24 protein-coding genes are annotated in these 21,536 nt (G+C 70.9%); 9 read left to right on the top strand and 15 right to left on the bottom strand.

Annotated features, from left to right (window positions below):
* The first annotated feature begins 57 nt into the window (after window positions 1–57).
* From CF8_RS07520 to CF8_RS07510, 3 genes are read left to right on the top strand one after another with little or no spacing between them, the layout of a single operon-like run.
* Window positions 58–909, top strand: a complete 852-nt coding sequence (locus CF8_RS07520; protein ID WP_010832531.1) for an MBL fold metallo-hydrolase — start codon at window positions 58–60, stop codon at window positions 907–909.
* 42 nt (window positions 910–951) lie between these two features.
* Complete coding sequence (locus CF8_RS07515) at window positions 952–1,314, top strand: hypothetical protein (RefSeq protein WP_010832530.1); 363 nt, start codon at window positions 952–954, stop codon at window positions 1,312–1,314.
* 54 nt (window positions 1,315–1,368) lie between these two features.
* A complete protein-coding gene (locus CF8_RS07510; RefSeq protein WP_010832529.1) occupies window positions 1,369–2,223 on the top strand; it encodes a DUF3097 domain-containing protein in 855 nt (284 codons plus the stop codon).
* On the opposite strand, the gene hemW is transcribed toward CF8_RS07510, so the two are convergent.
* The 3 genes from hemW to CF8_RS07495 form a co-directional block, all read right to left on the bottom strand.
* Entirely contained in the window at window positions 2,220–3,434 is a 1,215-nt protein-coding gene (hemW, locus tag CF8_RS07505) for a radical SAM family heme chaperone HemW (RefSeq protein ID WP_036492486.1), read from the bottom strand. The two genes, CF8_RS07510 and hemW, sit on opposite strands and share 4 nt — an antisense overlap.
* Before the next feature lie 114 nt (window positions 3,435–3,548).
* The gene (locus CF8_RS07500) at window positions 3,549–5,369 is read right to left on the bottom strand and encodes an AMP-dependent synthetase/ligase (RefSeq protein WP_010832527.1); all 1,821 of its coding nucleotides are present in this window, start codon (window positions 5,367–5,369) and stop codon (window positions 3,549–3,551) included.
* A gap of 147 nt (window positions 5,370–5,516) precedes the next feature.
* Window positions 5,517–5,924 (bottom strand): MerR family transcriptional regulator, encoded by a 408-nt coding sequence (locus CF8_RS07495; RefSeq protein ID WP_010832526.1) that lies wholly within the window; start codon window positions 5,922–5,924, stop codon window positions 5,517–5,519.
* 53 nt (window positions 5,925–5,977) lie between these two features.
* Between CF8_RS07495 and CF8_RS07490 the strand changes: the two genes are divergently transcribed.
* Window positions 5,978–6,811 (top strand): NAD(P)/FAD-dependent oxidoreductase, encoded by an 834-nt coding sequence (locus CF8_RS07490; protein WP_010832525.1) that lies wholly within the window; start codon window positions 5,978–5,980, stop codon window positions 6,809–6,811.
* A 12-nt stretch (window positions 6,812–6,823) separates the two neighbouring features.
* Here CF8_RS07490 and CF8_RS07485 read toward each other — a convergent pair whose 3' ends face one another.
* Window positions 6,824–7,552 carry a helix-turn-helix domain-containing protein gene (locus CF8_RS07485; protein WP_010832524.1) on the bottom strand — a complete coding sequence of 243 codons (729 nt, stop codon included), beginning with the start codon at window positions 7,550–7,552 and terminating at the stop codon, window positions 6,824–6,826.
* Window positions 7,553–7,705: 153 nt separating this feature from the next.
* Here CF8_RS07485 and CF8_RS07480 point away from each other — a divergent pair, with 153 nt between their 5' ends.
* On the top strand, window positions 7,706–8,266 hold the full coding sequence (locus CF8_RS07480) for a TIGR03086 family metal-binding protein (protein ID WP_036490486.1): 561 nt from the start codon (window positions 7,706–7,708) through the stop codon (window positions 8,264–8,266).
* 13 nt (window positions 8,267–8,279) lie between these two features.
* Here the strand turns inward: CF8_RS07480 and CF8_RS07475 are convergent, their stop codons facing one another.
* The 4 genes from CF8_RS07475 to CF8_RS07460 are packed head-to-tail and all read right to left on the bottom strand — an operon-like array spanning window position 8,280 to window position 10,394.
* On the bottom strand, window positions 8,280–8,597 hold the full coding sequence (locus CF8_RS07475; RefSeq protein ID WP_010832522.1) for a hypothetical protein: 318 nt from the start codon (window positions 8,595–8,597) through the stop codon (window positions 8,280–8,282).
* Window positions 8,594–9,016 carry a hypothetical protein gene (locus CF8_RS07470; RefSeq protein ID WP_156887174.1) on the bottom strand — a complete coding sequence of 141 codons (423 nt, stop codon included), beginning with the start codon at window positions 9,014–9,016 and terminating at the stop codon, window positions 8,594–8,596. Before CF8_RS07470 ends, CF8_RS07475 begins: the two co-directional genes overlap by 4 nt.
* Entirely contained in the window at window positions 9,016–9,765 is a 750-nt protein-coding gene (locus CF8_RS07465) for a hypothetical protein (protein ID WP_010832520.1), read from the bottom strand. Before CF8_RS07465 ends, CF8_RS07470 begins: the two co-directional genes overlap by 1 nt.
* The gene (locus CF8_RS07460; RefSeq protein ID WP_156887173.1) at window positions 9,765–10,394 is read right to left on the bottom strand and encodes a hypothetical protein; all 630 of its coding nucleotides are present in this window, start codon (window positions 10,392–10,394) and stop codon (window positions 9,765–9,767) included. Before CF8_RS07460 ends, CF8_RS07465 begins: the two co-directional genes overlap by 1 nt.
* 107 nt (window positions 10,395–10,501) lie before the next feature.
* Here CF8_RS07460 and CF8_RS07455 point away from each other — a divergent pair, with 107 nt between their 5' ends.
* Together CF8_RS07455 and CF8_RS07450 are read left to right on the top strand one after the other, a co-directional pair.
* On the top strand, window positions 10,502–11,599 hold the full coding sequence (locus tag CF8_RS07455; RefSeq protein WP_010832518.1) for a DNA glycosylase AlkZ-like family protein: 1,098 nt from the start codon (window positions 10,502–10,504) through the stop codon (window positions 11,597–11,599).
* Window positions 11,596–12,045 (top strand): XdhC family protein, encoded by a 450-nt coding sequence (locus CF8_RS07450; RefSeq protein WP_010832517.1) that lies wholly within the window; start codon window positions 11,596–11,598, stop codon window positions 12,043–12,045. Before CF8_RS07455 ends, CF8_RS07450 begins: the two co-directional genes overlap by 4 nt.
* Here the strand turns inward: CF8_RS07450 and CF8_RS07445 are convergent.
* The 4 genes from CF8_RS07445 to CF8_RS07430 form a co-directional block, all read right to left on the bottom strand.
* Window positions 12,012–12,887 (bottom strand): alpha/beta hydrolase fold domain-containing protein, encoded by an 876-nt coding sequence (locus CF8_RS07445; RefSeq protein WP_010832516.1) that lies wholly within the window; start codon window positions 12,885–12,887, stop codon window positions 12,012–12,014. The genes CF8_RS07450 and CF8_RS07445 overlap by 34 nt on opposite strands.
* Window positions 12,884–13,402: a HutD/Ves family protein gene (locus tag CF8_RS07440; RefSeq protein ID WP_010832515.1), complete on the bottom strand. Its 519-nt coding sequence runs from the start codon at window positions 13,400–13,402 to the stop codon at window positions 12,884–12,886. The genes CF8_RS07445 and CF8_RS07440 overlap by 4 nt, the downstream gene beginning before the upstream one ends.
* A gap of 4 nt (window positions 13,403–13,406) precedes the next feature.
* Window positions 13,407–15,269: a translation elongation factor 4 gene (gene lepA, locus CF8_RS07435; RefSeq protein WP_036492480.1), complete on the bottom strand. Its 1,863-nt coding sequence runs from the start codon at window positions 15,267–15,269 to the stop codon at window positions 13,407–13,409.
* 73 nt (window positions 15,270–15,342) lie between these two features.
* The gene (locus tag CF8_RS07430) at window positions 15,343–15,876 is read right to left on the bottom strand and encodes a GNAT family N-acetyltransferase (protein ID WP_036490484.1); all 534 of its coding nucleotides are present in this window, start codon (window positions 15,874–15,876) and stop codon (window positions 15,343–15,345) included.
* Between the two features lie 51 nt (window positions 15,877–15,927).
* On the opposite strand from CF8_RS07430, the gene CF8_RS07425 reads away from it, so the two are divergent.
* Both CF8_RS07425 and rpsT read left to right on the top strand, forming a co-directional pair.
* Window positions 15,928–16,878 carry a phosphotransferase gene (locus CF8_RS07425; RefSeq protein ID WP_051204147.1) on the top strand — a complete coding sequence of 317 codons (951 nt, stop codon included), beginning with the start codon at window positions 15,928–15,930 and terminating at the stop codon, window positions 16,876–16,878.
* A gap of 141 nt (window positions 16,879–17,019) precedes the next feature.
* Window positions 17,020–17,280: a 30S ribosomal protein S20 gene (rpsT, locus tag CF8_RS07420; RefSeq protein WP_010832512.1), complete on the top strand. Its 261-nt coding sequence runs from the start codon at window positions 17,020–17,022 to the stop codon at window positions 17,278–17,280.
* Window positions 17,281–17,472: 192 nt separating this feature from the next.
* Here the strand turns inward: rpsT and holA are convergent, their stop codons facing one another.
* The 3 genes from holA to CF8_RS07405 all read right to left on the bottom strand — a co-directional run.
* Window positions 17,473–18,459, bottom strand: coding sequence for a DNA polymerase III subunit delta (gene holA / locus CF8_RS07415; RefSeq protein ID WP_010832511.1), 987 nt, complete (start codon window positions 18,457–18,459; stop codon window positions 17,473–17,475).
* Window positions 18,460–18,471: 12 nt separating this feature from the next.
* Window positions 18,472–20,736 (bottom strand): ComEC/Rec2 family competence protein, encoded by a 2,265-nt coding sequence (locus CF8_RS07410; RefSeq protein ID WP_010832510.1) that lies wholly within the window; start codon window positions 20,734–20,736, stop codon window positions 18,472–18,474.
* Window positions 20,737–20,743: 7 nt separating this feature from the next.
* Window positions 20,744–21,536 (bottom strand): helix-hairpin-helix domain-containing protein (locus tag CF8_RS07405; RefSeq protein ID WP_084622815.1); only part of this gene is annotated, 793 nt, incomplete at its 5' end.

Genomic DNA, 21,536 nt, shown 5'->3' with positions numbered 1-21,536 from the left:
GTCGACGGTCCTGCCCGCGACGTACGCCTGAACTCTGGCGGTACGTAGGGTGGCAACGTGAAGACCGACGGCATCATCACTGAGGTGGCCCCACGGGCCTGGGTCGCCCACTACGACTGGATGGCCGTCAACATCACCCTGATCGGTGGCGACGACGGCCTGGTCATGGTCGACACCCACGGCTCCGAGAAGCAGGCGCGGGTCGTCGCCGACGACGTGCGCCGGCTCGGCGCCGGCCCGATCACGGCCCTGGTCAACACCCACGACCACTGGGACCACTGGTACGGCAACGACGTCCTCCTCACGGAGTACGGCGACCTGCCGGTGCACGCCACCGACTTCGCGCTCGACCGGATGGTCGCGACGCAGGGCCGCCACGACCCACACCTGGCTGACAACTCCCGCGCCGACGAGATCCTGGCCACGACCCTGCGCCCGGCGACCCGCGGCTTCTCCTCGGTCGTCGCGCTGGACCTCGGCGACCGGGTGATCGAGCTGATCCACCCAGGCCGCGGCCACACCGCCGGCGACCTGGTCGTCCGTGTGCCCGACGCCGACGTGATCGTCGGCGGCGACCTGGTCGAGGAGTCGGACAAGCCGTTCATCGGCGACGACTCGTTCCCCCTGGAGTGGCCGCTCACGCTCGACCTGGTGATGGGCTTGATGACCGACGCCACGGTGGTCGTCCCCGGCCACGGCAAGGTCATCGACCGCGACTACGTCCAGGACCAGCGCGTGGAGCTCGGGATCATCGCCGAGACGATCCGCGACCTCGCGAGCCGGGGTGTGCCCGTCTCCCAGGCGCTCGAGCAGGGTGAGTGGCCCTGGGATCCTGCGCTGCTCGCCTCCGCCGTACGCCTCGGCTATGAGCACCTGCCGCGCGCGCAGAAAAGGCTGCCGCTCGTCTGAAGGGGTGTTTACTCCCCGGCGCGAGGCGCGTAGGAACGAGGCATGACCGAATCGAGCGAAGTGCCCCAGGCGTCCTCCACGAGCAGCGAGGCCGACGCCGACCACGACGGCTCCTCCGCGGCGCCCGAGGACCAGCAGCTGGCCGGCCTCTCCGACCACTCCGACGACGACCTGCTGCCCGAGGACCTGCAGCCCGGCGACGACAACCCGCTGGCCGAGCCCCTGGATCCCGACGCCGAGGAGACGAAGGACCCCGAGGAGCTGGGCATGGACGACACCCAGGAGGACACCCCCGGCACCTACGAGTCCACCGGGCCCACTCCCTCGACCGAGGAGCCGGAGCACGCCGACACCGACTCGGCGGCCAGCGCGAGCGCGGAGGCACAGGAGCCGAGCGAGGACTGAGCGTCACCGGCGTGGCGGGACCAACCGGGCGCATCGCCCGCCTAGCGTTGGACGGTGCCTTCCCCCACGCATGATCGCTACGGTTCCGACGTCCTGACCACCGACTGGCGCGCGCCGAAGAACGGCCGCGCCGTCGACGTGCCCGCCGAGATCGGGATGATCCTCGAGGAGGTCATCACCGACTGGGTCGGCGAGGTGGTCGCCATCGACCGCGACCTGGACACGGTGACGATCGAGGACCGGCGCAACAAGCGACGGACGTTCCCGCTCGGCCCCGGGTTCCTGCGCGAGGGCAAGCCCGTGGTGCTGGGGCGCCCGGTCCGGTCAGGCCCGGAGAAGAAGACGCGTACGGCGAGCGGCTCGATCGCCGTCCACGACGCGAAGGCCCGCGTGGCCCGCGCCAGCCGCATCTTCGTCGAGGGCCGCCACGACGCCGAGCTGGTCGAGAAGGTCTGGGGCGACGACCTGCGGATCGAGGGCGTGGTCGTGGAGTTCCTCGGCGGCGTCGACGACCTCGCCGAGCACCTGCGCGACTTCAAGCCCGGCCCGCAGCGTCGCGTCGGCGTGCTCGTCGACCACCTCGTGCCCGGGTCCAAGGAGAGCCGGATCGCGCAGGGCATCGTGAAGTCCGAGATCGGCAAGCACGTGCTGATCGTCGGCCACCCGTTCATCGACGTCTGGCAGGCCGTGAAGCCCTCGCGCCTGGGCATCAAGCGCTGGCCCGACGTGCCGCGCAACATCGAGTGGAAGAAGGGCACCTGCCAGCAGCTCGGCTGGCCGCACCGCGACCAAGCCGACATCGCCCGCGCCTGGAAGCACATCCTCGGCGGCGTCCGCGGCTTCGAGGACCTCGACCCGCAGCTGCTCGGCCGGGTCGAGGAGCTCATCGACTTCGTCACTGCGCCTTAGGTCAGGTCGCGCACGACCGCATCGGCGAGCAACCGCCCGCGGCGGGTCAGGACCAGGCGTTCGGTGGCCAGGTCGACCAGTCCCTCCTCGACCAGTCGCGCGACCTGCGCACGCCCGCTGCGATCGAGCGCCAGGACGGGCAGCCCGTCCCGGAGCCGGAGCTCGAGCAGGATGCGCTCGATGCGGCGGTCGTCGCCGCTGAGGTGCTCGTAGGCCATGGCCGGGCTCGTGCCCGCGGCCAGCCGATTGGCGTACGCCGCAGGGTGCTTGACGTTCCACCAGCGCACGCCGCCGACGTGGGAGTGCGCGCCCGGCCCGGCACCCCACCAGTGCCCGCCGGTCCAGTAGAGGACGTTGTGGCGGCACTGGCTCTCGGGCCGCCGCGCCCAGTTGGACACCTCGTACCACTCCAGCCCGGCGGCGGTGAGCCGCTCGTCGGCGAGGTCGTACTTGTCGGCCAGGTCGTCCTCGTCGGGCATCGGCAGCTCGCCGCGACGCACGCGTCGCGCCAGGGCCGTGCCGTCCTCGACGATGAGGGAGTACGCCGACACGTGGTCGGGCTCGCACGCGAGCGCCGCATCGAGCGAGGTCTCCCAGTCGGCGACCGACTCCCCCGGCGTGCCGTAGATCAGGTCGAGCGAGACCTCCTCGAAGCCGGCCTGCCGGGCCCAGCCCACGGCCGCGGGGACCCGGAGCGGGTCGTGCGTGCGGTCGAGCACCTTGAGCACGTGGTCGACGGCGGACTGCATGCCGAAGCTGATCCGGTTGAAGCCGACCTGGCGCAGCTCCGCCAGGTCCCAGGCCGTGACGGAGTCGGGGTTGGCCTCCGTCGTGATCTCGACGCCGTCGGCGAGCCCGAACTCGGCGGCCGCGCTCGCGACGACGGCACCCAGGTCGGCCGGCTTGATCAGGGTGGGAGTGCCGCCCCCGAAGAAGATGGTGTCGATGGGCAGGTCGCGATCACCGAGCACGCGCCGCGCGTGCCGGATCTCGGCGATAACCGCCTCGGCGTACGTCGAACGCGACGCGCCCGGAACATCGCCCAGCTCCTCGGCGGTGTAGGTGTTGAAGTCGCAGTAGCCACAGCGCACCGAGCAGAACGGGACGTGGACGTAGAGCCCGAAGGGCTGTGAGCCGAGCTCCGCCAGCGCCGCGTCAGGAAGTGATCCGTCGGCAGGCATGGTCAGGCCAGCGGGTTGGGCGGGGGGCACGTGCACATCCAATCACCAGCGGGGCCCGGATCACGCCGCGGCGGGAGCGGAAATGGCGAATGGGTGCCGGTGGTCTCCCACCGACACCCATCCAGCGACGTGCTGGGGTCGATCTCAGGCGTAGAGCGCCTCGATCTTGTCCTTGTAGTTGTCCTCGACGACGTTGCGCTTGACCTTCATCGAGGGGGTCATCTCGCCGGACTCGACCGTCAGGTCGTGGTCGAGCAGCTCCCACTTCTTGATGGTCTCCCAACGGTTCAGCTTGGCGTTGAGCTCGTCGACGTAGTCGCCCACCATCTTCTTGACCGCGTCGCTGCGGACGAGGTCGGTGTAGGAGGCGCCCTCCTGGCCGTTCTCGGCGGCCCAGCCGGCCATGGCGTCGGGGTCGAGGGTGATCAGCGCGATGACGTAGTTGCGCTCGGCGCCGAAGACCATGAACTGGCTGGCGTAGGGGCAGATCGCCTTGAACTTCGACTCGATCGCCGGCGGGGCGATGTACTTGCCGCCGGAGGTCTTGAAGAGCTCCTTGATCCGACCGGTGATGGTCAAGAACCCGTCGGCGTCCAGGGAGCCCTTGTCGCCGGTGTGCAGCCAGCCGTCGGCGTCCAGCGCCTTGGCCGTCTCCTCGGGCAGGTTGTGGTAGCCGTCCATGATGTGCGGACCGCGCAGCAGCACCTCGTCGCCGTCACCGATCTTGACCTCGCTGCCCGGCATGGGCCGACCGACGGTGCCGATGCGGTTCTCGTCGGGGTGGTTGACCGTGGCACCGGCGGAGTTCTCCGTCATGCCGTAGCCCTCGAGGATCACGATGCCGGCGGCGTTGAACCACTCGGCGATCTCCCGGTTGAGGGCGGCAGCACCGGAGATGAAGAAGCGCACGCGACCACCGAAGCGGGCGCGCACCTTGCTGAAGACGAGCTTGTCGAACAGGCCGTGCTGGACCTTCAGGCCGACCGGGATCGACTTGCCCTCGCGCTTGAGCTGCTCGACCTTGAGGCCGGTCGCGAACGCCTTGTGGAAGAGCTTCTCCTTGGCACCGCCCTCGGCCGCCTGCATCGTCTGGATCCGGCCGTAGGCCTTCTCGAAGATGCGCGGGGCCGCGCCCATGAACGTGGGCTTCACGCTCGCGCAGTTGTCGACGATCTTCTCGACGCGACCGTCGACGGCCGACGCGAAGCCGCAGGCGAGCTGGGCAGAGAGCAGCACCTTGCCGAACGAGTGCGCCATCGGCAGCCACAGGAACTGCAGGTCGCTCTCGTCGAGGATGTTCTGCGCGCGGATGGCCTCGCCCTCGTAGACCCACGACTTGTGACGCAGGCGCACGCCCTTGGGGCGGCCGGTGGTGCCGGAGGTGTAGATCAGGGTCGCGAGCTGGTCGGGCTCGATGCCGGCGGCCTTCTCGGCGATGACGTCGGGGTTGTCAGCGAGGAACTTCGCGCCGAGGGCGGCCAGGTCGTCGAGGGTGATGACCCAGTCACCGTCGGCCTTGCCGTCGAAGGTGACGACCTTCGTGAGGTGGGGCAGCTCGTTCTTGTTCTCGACCAGCTTGGCGATCTGCGTGTCGTCCTCAGCGAAGACGATGCGGCACTCGGAGTCGCTCAGGATGTAGGCCGTGTCGGCGGCGTTGGTCGTCGGGTAGACCGTCGTCGTCGCGCCAGCAGCACACATGACGGCGAGGTCGGCCAGGATCCACTCGTAGCGGGTGCCCGATGCGATACCGACGCGCTGCTCGGACTCCAGCCCGAGCGACAGCAGGCCAGCGGCGAGCGCCTCGACCCTCTCGCCTGCCTGCTTCCAGGTGACCGATTCCCACGCGTCGCCCTTGGGGTAGCGGAAGGCTTCGCTGGTGGGCGACTTGGCGACGCGGTCGTGGAACTGCACCGCGACGTTGCGCGGCATCTTGTCGACGAAAGTTGTGTCGTGGTGGATGGGCATGCGACTCCCTGACTCAATTACTCGGGCTGCGGTCTCCGGGGACCACAGAGGCTGACTCCTGAGGAGTAACCTAGATCACCTTGTTACGCGGTGGTAGCAAAGTCCGCATAGAGGGCACGGCCTGCCTCGTCCGGCCCCTCGGGAGCCTCACTCGAAGGCCGCCATCAGGTCGCTGACGTGCTGCTGGAAGCGGGGGCAGGCGCTGATGTCGTGCGCCTTGCAGTTGAAGGCGTGCTCGGTCATCTCCCGCGAGATCCGCATCTGCTCCATCCTCCGGTCGAGGTCGTCGAGGTGGGCCTGCAGCACGGCATGCCGCTCGGGCGAGTCCGCGTCGAGCAGCACCCCGATCTGGTCCAGGGTCATGCCCGCGTCCTTGTTCCGCTGGATCGCCGCGACCCGGGCGATGTCGTCGTGGGCATATCTCCTGCGACCGGCGGAGTCCCGCTCCGGCCTCAGCAGGCCCACCGACTCCCAGTGCCGCAGCACGTTGGTGGGCAGGTCGAAGCGCTCTGCGACCTCGCCGACGGACCAGGTGCGATCACGACTTGACTTCATGTTGACATGAAGTCACATGCTCGTCTCATTGGCAATCCCGAAGGAGACAGAACATGTATGACGCACTCGTGATCGGCGGCGGTCCCGCCGGCCTGCAGGCCACCTTGACCCTCGGCCGGATGCACCGGCCGACCCTGATGCTCGACTCCGGCAGCTACCGCAACGCCCCGGTCGACGCCATGCACAACATCCTCACCAACGACGGCCGCGACCCCGCGGAGTTCAGGTCGATCGTGCGCGCCGAGCTGGCGGCGTACGGCGAGGTGGAGGTGCGCGACGTCGCGGCGACCAGCGTCGAGCGGCTGGTCGACGGCACCTTCGCGGCGACGCTCGCCGACGGCTCCACCGTGGCGAGCCGCACGGTGGTGCTGGCCACCGGCCTGCGCGACGTGATGCCGGACGTCCCCGGCTTCGCCGAGCAGTGGGGCCGCACCGTGCACGTGTGCCCGTTCTGCCACGGCCACGAGCTGAGCGGCAAGCGGGTCGCGATCCAGGACTCCCCCAACGCCGGGCACGCCGTCGCGCTGCTCTCGCCGATCGCCGGGGCGATCACCGTGGTGCCGCCGGTGACCCGGGTGGCTTCCTCGGCGGCCGGGCTCGTGGTGACCTCGGGGTCCACGGCCGTCGTCGTCGACGGACTGTTCGCCCACCCTGCCTTCGAACAGTCAGCGCCCTTCGCGGAGCAGCTCGGGCTCGAGCTGCGCGAGAGCGGCTGCATCGCGATCGACATGTTCGGCCACACCAGCGTCCCCGGTGTCTTCGCCGCCGGCGACCTCGCGCACGTCGCAGACCTGCCGATGCCGATGCCGTCGGTGCTGGCCGCCGCCCACGCCGGCCAGCTCGCGGGCGCGATGGTCGTCCGCGAGGTGCTCATGCAGGCCGTGTGAGCCGATCAGCGGTCACCGTGGCTGGTCGCCGAGGTACTCCCCCGGCGTCATCCCGGTGACCGTGCGGAAGTCATGGGTGAAGTGGGCCTGGTCGGCATAGCCGAGCCGCGCCGCCATGTCGGCCAGCGACGACCCACCCGCCTTCATCGCCTCGACCGCGTCATGGAGGCGGCGTCGCTGGATCAGCCACTTCGGGCTCATGCCGACGCGCTGCTCGACGAGGCGCTGCAGGCTGCGCTCGGACAGACCGACGTGTGACGCGAGCTCGTCGACCCGGGTGACCTCGGGGTGGTCGCGCAACCACGTGACGACCTCGTTGATGAGCAGCCCCGGCTCGTCGACCGGGAGGTACGCCGCCAGCCTCCGCTCGACGGACGCGATCGCCGCTGCGTGGGCGGCCGGGTCGTGCGGGTCGGCGCCCATGATCGCGCGGACCTCGGCGACCAAGGACCCGTCGTCGAGACCCTCGACCTCACCGAGGTCGACGTAGGTGTCGGTGACCTCCGCGACCGAGCGTCCCAGGACCAGCCGCCCGGCGGCCGGGGTGAACATCGTGCCCACCGCCCAGCCGTCGCCCTCGAGCGTCACGCTCGAGCGCCCGCGTCCCACGCCGTAGAACCGGGCATAGGTGTTGCTCACGACGATCAGGCACACCGGGTGCTGCAAGGTGCTCTGCGTCGACGGCTCGGCCAGCGACCAGACCGGGATCCAGAAGCGCTCGACCAGGTCGGCGAGCTCCACGGACGCTGCCTAGCGGTGGATGGGTGGCGACGACCGGGTGACCCCGGTGAGGTGCGCCCGATCGACCGGGTCGACGACCCGCACTCCCCCTGTGTCAGACATGTGTCCGATTATCACAAGAGCCCGGGTCACCGGCGGTGCGAGCGTGGAGCCATGACCGACACCGCACAGCGATTCATCGAGCGGGCCGACGCGCTCGCCGCCATCCTCGACTCCTCCGACCAGCAGTGGGACGCCCCCACCCCGTGCGACGGCTGGACCGTGCGCGACGTCGTCGCGCACGCCATCGACAGCGAGCGCGACTTCCTCACGCGCCAGGGCTTCGACCCCGGCGCCGCCCCCGACCTCGCCGATCCCGCCACCGCCTGGCGCGACCACGCCAAGACCGTCGCCGAGGTCCTCGGCCAGCCCGGCGTGGCCGAACAGGAGTACGACGGCCACTTCGGCCGGACCACGATCGCCGCCACCATGGCCGACTTCTACGGCTGGGACCTGGTCATCCACGGTTCCGACATCGCCCGGGCGACCGGCCAGCCCTGGTCGATCAGCGACTCCGAGGCGGCATCGCTGGGCGCCACCGCCGACGGCTGGGGTCCAGCGTTGTACGCCGAGGGCGTCTGCTCCCCCGCCGTGCCCGTCGCCGCCGATGCCTCGGCCTCCGACCGCCTGCTGGCCCGGCTCGGACGTGATCCGGAGTGGCAGGCGCCGAGCTGAGGAGTCACCTGCGTCAGCCGGGCTGGATCAGCGCGAAGGGGAGCACGCCGCCGACCATCAACAAGACGAAGCCGCACAGGTAGGGCAGTGGCTTGGCGTAGGCCCACCCGCGTACGAAGAAGTAGATCGCGAACGGCGCAAGGAGGGGCGCGAGCAGCGACCAGGGCTGCGCGCCGCCGCCCCAGACAACCGCCGTCTGCACGTAGGTGAGAGCGAGGGTGACGCCAACCGATCCGACCAGGAACCTCCAGTAGAAGATGTCCCCGTTGGTGAACCTCCAGCGCAACGTCTCCAGCAGCCCACGACCGGCCAGGTCGTCCCGGGCGATCATCGGCGCGGATCCACGTCGTGGTCGTCCGACTGGGCGTCGCCGAGGGCCTGGGCCAGGTCCTCGTCGTCCGCGGCAAGCTGCTCGACGCTGCGGCTGAACTCGGCGCCAAAGCGGTTGCGGTAGTCGACCGCGATCGCGTGCTCGTCGATGCCGCTCAGCACGTCGTGCCACGTGGTCTCGCCACCGAGGACCCGAGCAATGAGCGCGCGGTCCTCCTCTGGGACTCGCTTGTCGGCGAAGTCGCGGCGCAGCTCCTCCATGGCCTCGGAACGATCGGCGCTGGCCCTCTCCGCTCGCGGGCGCAGCTCAGTCTTCAGTCGCTCCATCTGCTCGCGGAAGGCGGCCGTCTCCTCGCGGAACGCCGACACCTGCGACCGCAACTGCGCCATGTGCGCCCGGAGGGCTTCGTTGCGCCCCATCACCGGCCGCCCACGGGGAAGGTTGGCAGGTGGGAGCTCGCATCGTCGGCCTTGTCGCCGACGTCCTTGTTGGTCTTGGTGTTGGAGGCCACGATGACGAAGTCGAGCCCCTTGAGGGTCACCGCAACCGCCGAGGCGGTCTTGGTGAGAGCCGGGATCAGGTCTGCGAGCGCCTCGAGCGTGCGGATCACGTCGCGCGCAAGCTCGATGATCTGCTTGATCCGTCGTCCGCCGGTGAGGATCTCCTTGGCCAGCTTCGCCAGGCTCCCGGCGAAGTACATGCACAGATCGTCGATCAGGCTCAGTGACATGGCGACGAGCTCCATCGCCGACTTCGTCGCGGCCAGCATGTCGTCGATGGCCATCTGGACCATCTCGATGCACTCGGCGGCCGCGTCCAGGTTCTCGGCAAACTCCTCCATCTTGGCCGTCATCGCATCGGCCGTGTCGCCGCGCCACACGGTCGGGACAGCGGCGGCCATCTCGCGGTAGTTGTCGGCGAGGATCCCGGCGGCCAGTCCCGTGCGGCGCCAGTCCTCGGCCATCACGCTGACGGTGGAGAAGTCACCGCCGAGCTTGTCGAACAAGGCGTCGAGAAGGTGGATGTTGACCTGCTCCAGGACCCAGTTGATGCCGCGCACCACATAGCCGCAGTTGCCTTTGATCTGCTCGACGAGGTCGCCCTCGGTGCCGGAGGCGCCGGACACCAGCACGGAATCCACGTCGCGCAACTGGACGACGTAGGCCATCAGTCTCGGTCCTTGCGGTTCAGGTAGTCGTCCATCTTGTCCTCGTCGTCGCGCGCGCCGGATTGCTCCTGCGCGTGTTGCACAGCGCTCTGTCCCTGCTGGGCAACGTCCAGCAGGGCGAACGGCGAATGGGTGGAGGTATGGGTCGCGGCGTGCTTGGGAGGGTCGGCCTGGTTGCGGACGATCGAGTCGCTGATCTCGGGATCGTTCATCATCGAGTGCATGGTGTTGGCGCCGACCAACGGGCCGTTGGTTCGATCGGGCCAGCCGGTCGTCGAGTGCCCCGGCCCAGTCCCAGGCGCCTGATCGTTGAGGTTGACGGCCAGCTTCCGGTGCGTCTCGGCAACGTTCTCGTCCGTCGTGAGGATGTCCTTGCGCGCCTCGGCGATCGCGTCCTCGAAGTCGAAGGCCGCCTCGTAGGCGAGCTTCAGGCAGTCGACGAGATCGGTGTGCGCCGTGCTGTAGGTGCCCTTGAACAGCCCGAGGAACCCGCGGAACGCCTCCGTCTCGTGCATTGACGAGCCGAAGCTCGCGAACGAGTGGGTGCGCGACGTCTGACGGCCAAGTTCCCCCATCGTCTCGACGACCTGCCCCGATCCCGTTCTGGAAACCGATATCTCGTGCGCCACCGCGTTCCTCTCTCCCCTCGTGAACGAGAAGAAGGGTAGCCCGACACGGTCGTCAGAACCCCACCTTGTGGACCACTCCCGACCTCCCTTCGCCCTAGCGTGAGGGCATGGCGTTCGCACTCGACGACCTGACCGCGCTGTCGCTGGGCCGGCAGTTCCCCACCACGACCGGGGACGTCGCCGACCTCGTGGCGGCGACCGGCCCGGTCCAGTCCCAGACGGCACGGTCCCCGTTCATCGGGCTCGCCGCGCGACGGCCCGGCACGACGCATGCCGAGATCACGTCGGCGTACGAGTCCGGAGAGATCGTGCGCGGCAGCACGATCCGCGGCACGGTGCACACGTCGACGCCGGAGCAGTACGCCGCGCTCGGTGCCGCGACCCGGGTGGGCCAGCGCACACTGTGGCAGCGCATGCTCAAGCTCGAGCACGGCACCCTCGAGGAGCTGTGGTCCGCGACGGAGGAGTTCGCAGCGGAGTGGCGCACGCCAGCCGAGCTGCAGCAGCACCTGCACGACTGGCTGGTCTCACGCGAGGGCCACGACGAGGTGACCGGTCAGCAGGCGGGGCGCTACCTGGCGTTCGGCCACGGCGGCCTGGTGCGCCGCCCGGCGAAGGGCAGCTGGTCCGGCCAGGGCGCTCCCGTCTACCGGACCCTGCCCCCGGTCGTCGCGGCGACGCCGGTCGATGCCGTCGCGCTGCACGTCCGCTGCCACGGGCCGGTGTCGCGGCACGACATCGCGTGGTGGTCCGGCTTGGGACTGCGGGTCGTCGACGCCGCGCTCGACGGGCTCGGGCTGGTCGGCGTCCCCGGTCCCGACGGACGGTCGTACGTCGACGTACCCTCCCCGCCGCCCGCGCGGGACCTGCCCGGCGTACGCCTGCTGCCGGAGTTCGATGCCCTGATGTGCGGCTACGACCCGTCCGCGCGCGACCGCTTCGCCGAGCCGGGACACCTGCGGAGGCTGTGGAACCAGAACAACGGGATGGTGCTGGCGCCGCTGCTCGTCGACGGTCGCATCACCGGCTACTGGCGGGCCACGGGCTCGGCGCGGAAGCGACCGCTCGAGGTGGTGTGGTTCGCCGGCACCCGCAAGCCGCGGCAGTCCGAGCTGTCCGAGCCGGTCGCGTCGCTGGAGGCCGCACTGGGCATCTCGGTCACCGGGGTGACGCTGACCCGCGAGGGTGTCAGTGTGGGCGCATGACTCGTGAGCAGCCGTGGTCCGACGACGGCCCGCCACACGGCCGGATCCTGGTGCTGAGCGACAACCCGATCGCGAGGGCGATCGAGACCATCGGGCGCACCGTGGGCCGCGAGGTGCTGGTCGAGGGCGCCGATGACGGGGGTCCCGGCCTCGACCCCCGGGCGGGCGACGCTGTCGTCCTGTGCGACCACGACGCACCGGACGCGCCGACCGTGCTGCGAGCCGCGCTCGCGTCGGACGCCAGCTACGTCGCGATGATGGCGAGCCGACGCCGGTCCGAGGGCCTGCTCGCCGAGCTGGTCGCCGAGGGCGTGGACGTCACCCGGTTGCACGTGCCGGCAGGCCACAACCTCGGCGGCAAGGCACCCGGCGAGATCGCGTTGTCCGTGGTGGCCGAGATCGTGGCGGAGTCCTACGACCGGCCGGGCGGTGCCATGCGCGGCTGACCGGCTGCGCGCACCTCTGCGGCGACCATCGCCATCGTGGTGCGAGCACGCACCGGGTCCTCGGTCAGGAAGTAGTGGTCGACACCGGGCGTCACGTCGTGCACGACCCGCACCCCGGCCGCACGCAGCCGCTCGGCGTACGCATCGCCCTCGGCCCGCAGGATGTCGCGCTCGGCGGTGAGGACCACCGCGGGCGGGAGGCCGGTGAGGTCGTCGGCGAGCAGCGGTGAGGCGTAGGGCTCTCGTCGGGACGCCGGATCGGGAAGGTAGACCCGGCGGACGAGCCGCCGCAGCGCCGGCGAGATCATGCCGGGGTCGCCGTCGCGCGGCTCCGCGGCGAGGTCGAGCGAGGGGATGCCCAGCACCTGCAGGGTCGGGGTGAAGGACCCGGAGTCGCGCGCCTGCAGCGCGACCGACGCGGCCAGGCCGCCGCCGGAGCTGAACCCGCCGACCGACACCCGGGCTCCGTCCCGGGCGAAGGACGCGGCGACGTCGTGGGCCTGGTGCTGCGCAACGGGATAGGCAACGCGCGGCGCGACCTCGAAGTCGACGTTGGCGACGACGACGCCTGCGGTCGCGGCGAGGTAGCGGCACCACCAGTCGTCCATCGCGGGGTGGCGCATCAGGAAGGCGCCCCCGTGCAGGTGCACGTGCACGGCAGCGTCCCCTGCGCCCGGCGGGCGGTAGAGGTGGACCGGGACCCGGCCGTGCCGCGTCGGCACCCTCACCTTCTCCGGGGCGGGCAGGTCGGTGCCGGCGAAGCGCAGGTTGTCGCCGTACGACACGGTGAAGCGCGCGGTCGCCCGCATCGTCTCGACCCGCAGCCGGTCGGCGAGCCTCATGTGCGCTGCAGGGTGATGACGGCGAGCGTGCAGCGGCCGGACACGTCGGCCGGGCCGGCGACCAGGTCGTACGGCGCTGCGCTCTCGACCCCGGCAGCCGGCTGTCCCTGAAGGACCAGGGCGGCCTGGTCGTCCGCGAGCGGCAGCGTCGAGCCGCGTCCGAGCTCGAGGACCGTGACGAACGGGTCGATCAGCGCCGGGTCGACGATCAGGTTCAGCGCGACCACCGGGCCCTCGGGCACGCTCGCGACGACCTCGGCGGCACCGGGGAAGGCGAACGGGCGCCGCGGCTCGACGACCTGCTCGACACCGTCGACGACGAGCCCGAGCACGACCCCGTCCACCACGGTGAGCAGCCGCGCGCGTCCCGGGAAGGACGAGAACGGTCCGTCACGCTCGATGTCGGCGAGGCTGATGCGCCACGCCCCGTCCTCGGCGACGAGCAGCTCACGCGTCGTCCCGCCGCCGTTGGCCCACGGGACGGGGGCGACCTCGCTTCGCCGTACGACGCTCATGGTCCTACTTCTTCGTCTCCGTCGGCTGCGTGGTCGACAGCGCGGCGATGAAGGCCTCCTGCGGCACCTCGACGCGGCCGACCATCTTCATCCGCTTCTTGCCTTCCTTCTGCTTCTCGAGCAGCTTGCGCTTGCGAGTGATGTCACCGCCGTAGCACTTGGCGAGCACGTCCTTGCGGATGGCGCGGATGTTCTCGCGGGCGATCACGCGGGCGCCGATGGCGGCCTGGATCGGGACCTCGAACTGCTGGCGAGGGATGAGGTCCTTGAGCTTGCCGGCCATCATCACGCCGTAGCCGTACGCCGCATCGCGGTGCACGATCGCGGAGAACGCGTCGACGGGCTCGCCCTGCAGAAGGATGTCGACCTTGACCAGGTCGGCCGCCTGCTCGCCGGCGCGTTCGTAGTCGAGCGAGGCATAGCCCTTGGTGCGCGACTTCAGCTGGTCGAAGAAGTCGAAGACGATGTCGCCCATCGGCAGTGTGTAGCGCATCTCGACGCGGTCCTCCGAGATGTAGTCCATCCCCTGCAGGTTGCCACGCTTGGCCTGGCACAGCTCCATGATCGTGCCGATGTAATCGCTGGGGCTGAGGATCGTCGCCTTGACGACCGGCTCGTGCACCTCGGCGATCTTGCCCTCAGGGTATTCGCTGGGGTTGGTGACGACGATCTTGGAGCCGTCCTCCATCAGCACTTCGTAGACCACGTTGGGTGCGGTCGAGATGAGGTCGAGGTCGAACTCACGCTCGAGCCGGTCCCGGGTGATCTCCATGTGCAGCAGCCCGAGAAAGCCGATGCGGAAGCCGAAGCCGAGCGCGCCGGAGGTCTCCGGCTCGAAGGTCAGCGCCGCGTCGTTGAGCTGGAGCCGCTCGAGGGCGTCGCGCAGGGTCGGGTAGTCGTCGCCGTCGATCGGGTAGAGGCCGGAGTAGACCATCGGGTTGGGGTGCTTGTAGCCGCCGAGTGACTCGGTCGCGCCGTGGTGCTGGCTGGTGACGGTGTCACCGACGCGCGACTGGCGGACGTCCTTCACGCCAGTGATGAGGTAGCCGACCTCGCCGACGCCCAGGTCGCCGGCCTTGACCGGCTCCGGGCTGATCACGCCGACCTCGAGCATCTCGTGCACGGCACCGGTCGACATCATCTTGATCCGGTCGCGGTGGGTGAGCTTGCCGTCGATGACGCGGACGTAGGTGACCACGCCGCGGTAGGTGTCGTAGACGGAGTCGAAGATCAGCGCGCGCGGCGGGGCGTCCGCGTTGCCGACGGGAGCCGGGGTCTGCAGCACGATCTCGTTGAGCAGGCCCTCGACGCCGACGCCGGTCTTGGCACTCACGCGAAGCACCTCGTGCGGCTCGCAGCCGACGAGGCCGGCCAGCTCGGCGGCGTACTTGTCGACCATCGCGCCCGGCAGGTCGATCTTGTTGAGCACCGGGATGATGTGGAGGTCGGCACCCATCGCGAGGTAGAGGTTGGCGAGCGTCTGCGCCTCGATGCCCTGCGCTGCGTCGACGAGCAGCACCGCGGCCTCGCACGCCTCGAGCGAGCGGGACACCTCGTAGGTGAAGTCGACGTGGCCGGGGGTGTCGATCATGTTGAGGACGTAGGTCCCCGGCACCGCACCCTCGTCGTTGTCGGCCGGCACGGTCCACGGCATGCGGACGGCCTGGCTCTTGATCGTGATCCCGCGCTCGCGCTCGATGTCCATGCGGTCGAGGTACTGCGCGCGGGCCGCGCGCGCGTCGACGACGCCCGTCAGCTGCAGCATCCGGTCGGCCAGCGTCGACTTGCCATGGTCGATGTGGGCGATGATGCAGAAGTTGCGAATGATCGCCGGATCGGTCTGGCCCGGCTTGGGCGCGTTCTTCAAGGACACAGGCGACTTTCCGGAGGGGTATGGCGAGGTCCGGCCATTCTTCCACGCACGGCAGCGCGCCCACGAACTACCGAGTCGGCACCCAGAACCTGAGCTTCACACCACGCTGGTCCTCGAACACCCCGCCGGCTGCCTCGATCACCTTGCGGGACGCCACGTTGTCGTCGTCGCAGGTGAGCAGGGCGGGATCGATGCCGAGCGCGTGCACGTGCGGGAGCACGGCGCGCAGCATGGTCGTCGCATGGCCCTGCCGGCGTGCGGAGGGGCGGACCTCGTAGCCGACATGGCCGCCGAACTCCGCCAGCCACTCGGTGAGCAGGTGCCGGCACGAGATCCGGCCGAGGTAGGTGTCGCCCTCGACCAGCCACCAGGTGCTCTGCGGCACGTGCGTGGTGGGCCGCGGCGCGTGCGGGGTCGCGTCGGCCTGCAGGTAGCCCACGAAGTCGGCGAACCCGGCCTCGTCGGCCCAGCGGTCGCCGTACAGGCTGATCCAGCGACCGATCATCGAGCCGTCGTAGGCACGACCGTCGGCCACCAGCTCCTCGACGGCCTCCAGGAAGGACGCGCGGACACGGACGTGCGGCTCGATGAGTTCGGGCATGGACCGATTATCCGATTCACGTCGAGTCCAATTCTTCGGGAGGATGGCGCCATGTCGTCTGCGCCCGGTCCCTACCCCGCCCCCGTCGGCCAGACCGCCCGCCGGTTGGAGTGGTCGTTCCTGCCGCCCAACCTGCGCGCCTTCATCGAGCGCAAGTGCGGCTCCCCCGTGGTCGAGGCGATCTCCCAGACGTCCGGCTTCACGCCGGGCTTCGCCAGCGTGCTGGTGTGCGCGGACGGCTCGCGCCACTTCGTGAAGGCCGCCTCGGTCAAGGCCCAGCGACTCTTCGCCGACTCCTACCGCGAGGAGGCGCGCAAGCTCGCGGCCCTTCCTCCCGGCGTGCCCAGCCCGCGGCTGCTCTGGCACCTCGACGACGACTGGGTCGCGCTCGGCATCGAGTACGTCGAGGGGCGCGCACCGCACCGGCCCTGGCGCTCCGAGAACCTCGAGTCCGCCCTCGACGCCCTCGAGGTCGTCGCCGACCGGCTCACCCCGCCCCCGGCCGGGCTGGTGCTGGACAGCGCCGAGGACGACTTCAAGCCCCTCGTCGCCATGTGGGACCACGTCGTGGCGACCCGGCCCGACCTGCCCCACGCCGAGGAGGCGGCGGCGCTCGCGGCCGGCTACGCCGAGGTGGTCGGGGGCGACACGCTCGTCCACACCGACATCCGCGACGACAACCTGCTCCTCGACGCCGAGGGGAAGGTGTGGATCTGCGACTGGAACTGGCCGATCGTCGGGGCCGCGTGGATCGACACCCTCTTCACCCTGGTCGGCCCGCGCGGCGACGGCCTCGACGTGGAGTCGGTGCTGGCCGCTCGCTCGCTGACCCGCGACGTACCGGCCGATTCGATCGACCGCGTCCTGGCGCTCCTCACGGGCTACTTCCTCAAGTCCGCCGATGACCCGGTGCCGCCCACCTCACCGTTCATGCGCGACCACCAGCGCTGGCAGGGCGAGGTCTGCTGGCACTGGCTGTGCGAGCGCCGGGGCTGGGCGTGAGTCGTCATCGACTCGATTTGGGTGGTCGGGCGCCTCGGCAGTAGTCTTTCTCCTTGCATGTCCGGCGCCCAGCCCTGTCAAGGGTTTGTCGGCAGCCGACACACAGACTTTCCCTGACCAGCAACGAGCAAAGGTTCTCCTGTGGCCAACATCAAGTCCCAGATCAAGCGCAACAAGCAGAACGAGAAGGCGCGCGAGCGCAACAAGGCCGTGAAGACGGGCCTGAAGACCGCGGTGCGCAAGTTCCGCGAGGCCGTCGCCGCGGGCGACAAGGACACCGCCGTCGTCGCGGGCCGTGACGCCGCCAAGAAGCTGGACAAGGCCGCCTCCAAGGGTGTCATCCACAAGAACCAGGCTGCGAACCGCAAGTCGTCGATCGCGAAGCAGTCCGCCGCTCTCTGATCTTCTGACTCGTTCGCCCCGTCGCACTGCGGCGGGGCGTTCGTGCATTTCGGAGCAATTCCCCTCCCCTCGCCTTCGGCGAGTCGCTGCGGACACACCGAGCAGCGGTGACTCAGCCACGTTTCCGGGTGACGGAATGTGGCTCACTCACCGCCACGGAGTGAGGAGCTGGATGGCACCGGGGTGGCTGGGTCAGCGCTTGCTGCGCAGGTCGGCGACGGTGAGCACCAACCGCTCGAGGGTGTACGCCGCGTCGTGGGCCTGGCCCTTGATGTCGGCGTCCGCCACTGCGACCGCACGGACCGCGGCCGAGATCCCGTCGGGGGTCCACGCGCGGGACTGGTCACGGACCTGCCGGACCTTCCACGGGGGCACGCCCAGGTCACGGGCGAGGTCGCCCTCGCGCTGGCCGTTGGGGGCACCGAGGAACCGGGCGATGCTGCGCGCCGAGCCGGCCATCGCCGAGGTGACCAGCACGGAGGCGGTGCCGCCGTCCATCGCCCAGCGCAGCGCCTCGAGCGCCTGGGCCTTGCGGCCGGCGAACGCGGCGTCGGCCACCGCGAAGGACTTGGCTTCGGCGCGGCCGCCGAAGTAGCGCTGGACCTTGTCGACGGTGAGCTGCTCGCCGGGGAAGTCGTTGGTCAGCTGGTGGGCCGCAGCGGCGAGCGAGCGCAGGTCGCCCCCGACCGCCGTCACCAGGAAGGCCGCGGCGTCGCCGGCGATCTTCGCGCCGTGACCGGCCACCTCGGCGCTCACGAAGCTCGTCAGGTCGGAGGCCTTGATCTCCTGCGACTTCACCTCGGTGACCGACGCGAGCTTGCGCAGCTTGGTCAGCAGGCCGCTGCCGCGCGGCCCGCCGCCGTGCACCAGCACCAGCGCGATGTCCTCGGCCGGCGCTGCGCCGTAGGAGAGGATCCCGTCGTGGCAGTCGTCAGGCAGCCCCTCGAGACCGCGCACGATGACGCAGCGGGTCGAGGAGAACAGCGACGGCGCAGCCATCTCCCCCAGGCTCGCCAGCGTCACGTCGGAGGCCTCGGAGTCGGCGATCTCGGCCTCGGTGTCGAAGGTCTTCACGGCCGTCCGCACACCGGCGACGGTGCGCTCGCTGAGGAACTCCTCCTTGCCGGTGACGAGGATGATCCGGCCGAGGACCTGCGCTGCGGTGGGGGTGGAAGCCATGGTGGGGCAACCCTAGCCGCGACCGCGGACAGCGATCCCGTCGTCCGTCGCGAGCACCAGCACGTCGCCGTCGAGATCCGTGCGGCGGACGACCGCACCGGTCTGGGTCAGCGCCGTCACCACGCCCGGATCGGGGTGGCCGTAGTCGTTGTCGGCGCCCACCGAGACCAGCGCCAGCCGAGCCCGGAGCCCTGTGAGGAAGTCGAGGTCCTGGTGCCGGCTGCCGTGGTGCGGCACCTTCAGCACGTCGACGGCCAGGTCGGGGAGGGTACGGCGCAGCGCGAGCTGTCCCGGAGGCTCGATGTCGCCCGTGAGCAGGATGCGCACGCCGCCGACCTGCGCCAGCAGCACCACGCTGGCGTCGTTGGCCGCACTGCCGTCACCGACGCCGGCGGTGGGCGCGCCCGGCAGCGGCCACAGTGTCTGCAGCCTCACCGCCCCCACCTCACGGGTGAGGCCGTAGGCCGCGACCACCGGCGGCGCAGCCAGGGTGCGCCCGACGGCAACGGCACCCTGGGGCGGGTCGACCATCGAGGTCACGTCGACCTCGCCGACCGTGCGGTCCTCCAGCACCCCGGACAACCCGTCGACGTGGTCGGCGTGGAAGTGCGTGAGCACCACGAGCGGCACGTGCGTGATCTCGAGCCGGTCGAGGCAGCGATCGATGAGCTCCGGGTCCGGACCGGCGTCGACGACCACTCCCGCTCCCGCCCCGGCGTTGAGCACCAGGGCGTCGCCCTGGCCGACGTCGCACATGGCCAGCACCCAGCCGGCGGTCGGCCAGCCCGGGGTCGGTGGCCGCGTCAGCACCGTCACGACCAGCAGCACCGAGCAGCCGACCCCCGTGACCGGCGATCTCAGCAGGCGCGGCGCGGACACGACCACGGCGACGCATCCGAGCGTGACGACCGCCAGCGCCACCGGACCGGTCCCCCACTCGACGGCCGCCGTCGGCAGGGCCGCTCCACGCTGGGCCACCACCACGATCCACGACACGGACCAGGCCGCGGGAGCGGCCACCACCTGCCCGAGCGGGGTCCACAGGAGGCCCACGAGGCCGCCCGCCAGGCCGAGGACCGTCGCGGGCGCGACCGCCGGCGCGGCCAGCAGGTTGGCGATCACCGCGACCAGGCTGATCTGTCCCGAGATCGCCGTGACGACGGGCGTGCACGCGACCTGGGCCGCCAGCGGCACCGAGACGGCCTCCGCCACCCAGCGGGGCAGCCAGCGGGTCATGGCGTCGCGCCACGTCGGCGCCAGGAACAGGATCCCGCCGGTCGCCAGCACCGACAGCGCGAACCCGGCGGTCACAGCCAGCCCCGGATCGACGAGCAGCAGCGCGAACACGGCGGCGCCCAGGCACCGCGTGCCGCGCTCGCGGCCGTTGCTCCCCATGCCGATCAGCGCCACCGTGCCCATCGCCGCCGCCCTGACCACGCTCGGCTCGGTCCGCGCGATCAGCACGAAGCCGATGATGCCGAGAGCAGCGAGGGCGTAGGTCCACCGGCCCCGCACACCGCACCACCGCCCGACGATCAGCAGGAAGCCCACGAGCAACGTCAGATTGGTGCCGGAGACCGCGAGCAGGTGGGTCAGCCCGGTGGTGCGGAAGTCCTCGGCCAGCGCCGGATCCAGGCCGCTGTCGTCGCCCACCACCAGCGACGGCACCAGCTCGCGCGCGTGCTCGCCCCGCGGCGCCACGGACTCGCGGATCGAGGTGCGAACGGCGGCCGCCGCCCGCCACCAGGCGTCGGGCCCGAACTCCACGACAGGTGGCCCGCGCACCGACAGGACGCCCAGCACCGCCGCACCATGGCCGTCGTCGGGCGCCAGCCGGCCCGACACCCGCACCTCCGAGCCGAGGCGCACCGCCAGCCATGCGTCGTCGGCCAGCAGCACCACCGGCGCCCTCAGGGAGTACGTCGCCCCGCGGCCGGTCACGTGCGTGAGCGTCCCCCGGACCACCACGAGATCGCCGAACCGCCCGGCCATGGCGCGCGGGTCGCTCGTGATCGAGACCCGCGCGGACACGACCGCGCGCTGCGCCACCAGGTCGGCCACCGGGCCGGTCCCGAAGGGCGCCACCCGCAGCGTGGCGACCGCCACGACGGCCAGGGCGGCGAGGGCGCACGCCAGCGCCGGCCAGGACCGGGCGCAGGCGGCCATCCCGAGCGCCAGCAGGGCCAGCGCGAGGCTCAGCCAGGCGGGCAGTCCCGCGGCGGCCAGTCCTCCTGACCAGGCGCCGACCCCCAGCAACGGCAGCCGAAGGTCTCGCACCACCTCCTCAGATCGTCACGTGCGGGGCGATCTCGGCCAGGGTCGCGTCACCGATGCCGTCCACCTCAAGCAGCTCCTCCACCGCGGTGAAGCCGCCGTGCTCGGTGCGCCACGACACGATCGCCCCGGCCGTCACCGGCCCCACCCCGGGCAGCGTCTCCAGCGTCACGGGGTCGGCGGTGTTGAGGTTGACCAGCGGCCCCGTCTGCGCGGGACCGGGTGTCGCCCCCAACGAGCCGACCACGCCCGCCGGGACCGGCAGTCCGACGAGGATCTGCTCCCCGTCAACCAGCGGTCGGGCCAGGTTGAGCGAGGCAAGGTCGACGCCTCGCCGTGCCCCACCGGCGGCCTCCACCGCGTCGACCACCCGCGAGCCCGGCGGCAGCACAGCGATGCCGGGGCTGCGCACCTTGCCGGCCACGTCCACGGTCACCTCGGCCGACCCGGTCGCCGTCCCCGTCGCCGTCCCGGTGGCCGGCCCCGGTGGGATCGACGCCGGCGATCCGGGCGGGACCGGGGACGTGCTCACGAGCGGCTCGCTGACCGGAGCCAGCGCCGGCACCGGTTCGGGATCGGAGCGAACGGCCAGCCACGATGCCACCGCGACGGCCACCGCGACCACGATCGAGATGACCGCGACGTGGGCGCCCGTGAGGTGGAGCCGCGACACGAGACCGTGGACCGGCCCCCGGGAGGAGTGTCGCCCCGGGACGGGGACCAGGGGCACCTCGCCGAGGTCCGGCGGCGGCTCCGGGTGCAGACCGCGCAGCTGGGTGTGCCGGTGAGCGACCGGCGGGTCA

The sequence above is a fragment of the Nocardioides sp. CF8 genome (assembly GCF_000389985.1).
In the GTDB taxonomy this organism is placed as follows: domain Bacteria; phylum Actinomycetota; class Actinomycetes; order Propionibacteriales; family Nocardioidaceae; genus Nocardioides; species Nocardioides allogilvus.
Note: the sequence above shows the minus strand (reverse complement) of the source record. Positions and strands in the feature narration are given on the sequence as shown.

What these genes read in the sequence shown, in the direction of transcription:
- CF8_RS07515 (WP_010832530.1), top strand. Translation starts at nt 952, where the DNA reads ATGACCGAATCGAGCGAAGTGCCCCAGGCGTCCTCCACGAGCAGCGAG.
- CF8_RS07500 (WP_010832527.1), bottom strand. Translation starts at nt 5,369, where the DNA reads ATGCCCATCCACCACGACACAACTTTCGTCGACAAGATGCCGCGCAAC.
- CF8_RS07495 (WP_010832526.1), bottom strand. Translation starts at nt 5,924, where the DNA reads ATGAAGTCAAGTCGTGATCGCACCTGGTCCGTCGGCGAGGTCGCAGAG.
- CF8_RS07490 (WP_010832525.1), top strand. Translation starts at nt 5,978, where the DNA reads ATGTATGACGCACTCGTGATCGGCGGCGGTCCCGCCGGCCTGCAGGCC.
- CF8_RS07480 (WP_036490486.1), top strand. Translation starts at nt 7,706, where the DNA reads ATGACCGACACCGCACAGCGATTCATCGAGCGGGCCGACGCGCTCGCC.
- CF8_RS07475 (WP_010832522.1), bottom strand. Translation starts at nt 8,597, where the DNA reads ATGATCGCCCGGGACGACCTGGCCGGTCGTGGGCTGCTGGAGACGTTG.
- CF8_RS07470 (WP_156887174.1), bottom strand. Translation starts at nt 9,016, where the DNA reads ATGGGGCGCAACGAAGCCCTCCGGGCGCACATGGCGCAGTTGCGGTCG.
- CF8_RS07465 (WP_010832520.1), bottom strand. Translation starts at nt 9,765, where the DNA reads ATGGCCTACGTCGTCCAGTTGCGCGACGTGGATTCCGTGCTGGTGTCC.
- CF8_RS07455 (WP_010832518.1), top strand. Translation starts at nt 10,502, where the DNA reads ATGGCGTTCGCACTCGACGACCTGACCGCGCTGTCGCTGGGCCGGCAG.
- CF8_RS07450 (WP_010832517.1), top strand. Translation starts at nt 11,596, where the DNA reads ATGACTCGTGAGCAGCCGTGGTCCGACGACGGCCCGCCACACGGCCGG.
- CF8_RS07445 (WP_010832516.1), bottom strand. Translation starts at nt 12,887, where the DNA reads ATGAGGCTCGCCGACCGGCTGCGGGTCGAGACGATGCGGGCGACCGCG.
- CF8_RS07440 (WP_010832515.1), bottom strand. Translation starts at nt 13,402, where the DNA reads ATGAGCGTCGTACGGCGAAGCGAGGTCGCCCCCGTCCCGTGGGCCAAC.
- CF8_RS07430 (WP_036490484.1), bottom strand. Translation starts at nt 15,876, where the DNA reads ATGCCCGAACTCATCGAGCCGCACGTCCGTGTCCGCGCGTCCTTCCTG.
- CF8_RS07425 (WP_051204147.1), top strand. Translation starts at nt 15,928, where the DNA reads ATGTCGTCTGCGCCCGGTCCCTACCCCGCCCCCGTCGGCCAGACCGCC.
- holA (WP_010832511.1), bottom strand. Translation starts at nt 18,459, where the DNA reads ATGGCTTCCACCCCCACCGCAGCGCAGGTCCTCGGCCGGATCATCCTC.